The 2,500-nt window shown below is 52.0% G+C and carries 1 rRNA gene (cut by a window edge); it reads right to left on the bottom strand.

The window, feature by feature from the left end:
- Positions 1 to 2,500: ribosomal RNA gene (locus tag ACYUCG_RS15150) — 23S ribosomal RNA — on the bottom strand (its annotated part continues 124 nt past the right edge of the window); the annotation flags it as partial.

Raw genomic sequence — 2,500 nt, forward strand, 5'->3', positions numbered from 1 at the left:
GCTTACACCCCCGACCTATCAACCTTGTGTTCTTCAAGGGATCTTACTAGCTTACGCTATGGGAAATCTCATCTTGAGGTTGGCTTCACGCTTAGATGCTTTCAGCGTTTATCCATTCCCGACTTAGCTACCCAGCTGTGCTCCTGGCGGAACAACTGGTACACCAGAGGTCAGTCCATCCCGGTCCTCTCGTACTAAGGACAGCTCCTCTCAAATTTCCTACGCCCGCGACGGATAGGGACCGAACTGTCTCACGACGTTCTGAACCCAGCTCGCGTGCCGCTTTAATGGGCGAACAGCCCAACCCTTGGGACCTACTTCAGCCCCAGGATGCGACGAGCCGACATCGAGGTGCCAAACCTCCCCGTCGATGTGGACTCTTGGGGGAGATCAGCCTGTTATCCCCGAGGTAGCTTTTATCCGTTGAGCGATGGCCCTCCCACGAGGTACCACCGGATCACTAAGCCCGACTTTCGTCCCTGCTCCACTTGTGGGTGTCGCAGTCAGGCTCCCTTCTGCCTTTGCACTCTTCGAACGATTTCCGACCGTTCTGAGGGAACCTTTGGGCGCCTCCGTTACTTTTTAGGAGGCGACCGCCCCAGTCAAACTGCCCACCTAACAATGTCCTGTGACCAGATTCATGGCCGCCAGTTAGAATTTCAGTACTGTCAGGGTGGTATCCCAAGGTTGACTCCACCAAGGCTGACGCCCTGGTTTCCTAGTCTCCCACCTATCCTGTACAGACAATACCAAAACTCAATGCTAAGCTACAGTAAAGCTCTACGGGGTCTTTCCGTCCAATCGCGGGTAGCGAGCATCTTCACTCGCACTACAACTTCGCCGGATTTACAGTTGAGACAGTGCCCAAGTCATTACGCCATTCGTGCGGGTCAGAACTTACCTGACAAGGAATTTCGCTACCTTAGGACCGTTATAGTTACGGCCGCCGTTTACTGGGGCTTAAGTTCACACCTTCGCTTGCGCTAAGTGTTCCCCTTAACCTTCCAGCACCGGGCAGGCGTCAGCCCCTATACATCAGCTTACGCTTTAGCAGAGACCTGTGTTTTTGCTAAACAGTTGCTTGGGCCTATTCTCTGCGGCCTACTCTCGTAGGCACCCCTTCTCGCGAACTTACGGGGTCAATTTGCCGAGTTCCTTAACTGTAATTCTTCCGCCGGCCTTAGGATTCTCTCCTCACCTACCTGTGTCGGTTTGCGGTACGGGCACTACTTCTCTCTCTAGACGCTTTTCTTGGCAGCGTGGAATCATGTACTTCGGTTCCGTAGAACCTTCCCCATCACGCCTCAGCATTATGAGAGCGGATTTGCCTACTCTCACTGCCTAAACGCTTAGACTAGCATCCAATAGCTAGCACACACTATCCTCCTGCGTCACGCCATCGATAATAACGATGGTAGTGGTACTGGAATATCAACCAGTTGTCCATCACCTACGCCTTTCGGCCTCGGCTTAGGTCCCGACTAACCCTCAGCGGACGAACCTTCCTGAGGAAACCTTAGGTTTTCGGCCTGTGGGATTCTCACCCACATCTCGCTACTGATGCCAACATTCTCACTCGTAACCAGTCCACCGCTCCTTACGGTACGACTTCAGCCCGGTTACGACGCTCTCCTACCGCTTGAACTATGTTCAAGCCCGTAGCTTCGGTGGTAAGTTTAGCCCCGTTACATTTTCGGCGCAAGATCTCTCGACTAGTGAGCTATTACGCACTCTTTTAATGAATGGCTGCTTCTAAGCCAACATCCTAGTTGTCTTAGAAATCTCACATCCTTTCCCACTTAACTTACACTTTGGGACCTTAGCTGACGATCTGGGCTGTTTCCCTTTTGACCACGGATCTTATCATTCGTAGTCTGACTGCCGAGCTCAAAGTATGTGGCATTCGGAGTTTGATAAGGTTCGGTAAGCGCTATGCCCCCTAGCCCATTCAGTGCTCTACCTCCACTACTCATACTCGACGCTAGCCCTAAAGCTATTTCGGAGAGAACCAGCTATCTCCGGGTTCGATTGGAATTTCTCCGCTATCCACAGCTCATCCCATGCTTTTTCAACAGCAACGTGGTTCGGTCCTCCACGAGGTTTTACCCTCGCTTCAACCTGGCCATGGATAGGTCACCCGGTTTCGGGTCTACGGCATGCAACTAGTCGCCCTATTCAGACTCGGTTTCCCTTCGGCTCCGTACCTTAAGTACTTAACCTTGCTACATACCGTAACTCGTTGGCTCGTTCTACAAAAAGCACCTCATCACCCTCATAAGGGGCTCTGAGCGGTTGTAGGCACACGGTTTCAGGTTCTATTTCACTCCCCTCCCGGGGTTCTTTTCACCTTTCCCTCACGGTACTGCTTCACTATCGGTCATCAGGTAGTATTTAGCCTTGGGAGGTGGTCCTCCCTGCTTCCCACAAGGTTTCACGTGTCTCGTGGTACTCTGGATCATATGTATTCACTTAATGATACATGGGGTTTCCCATGTGAGTT

The organism is Clostridium sp. CTA-17 (assembly GCF_054767895.1).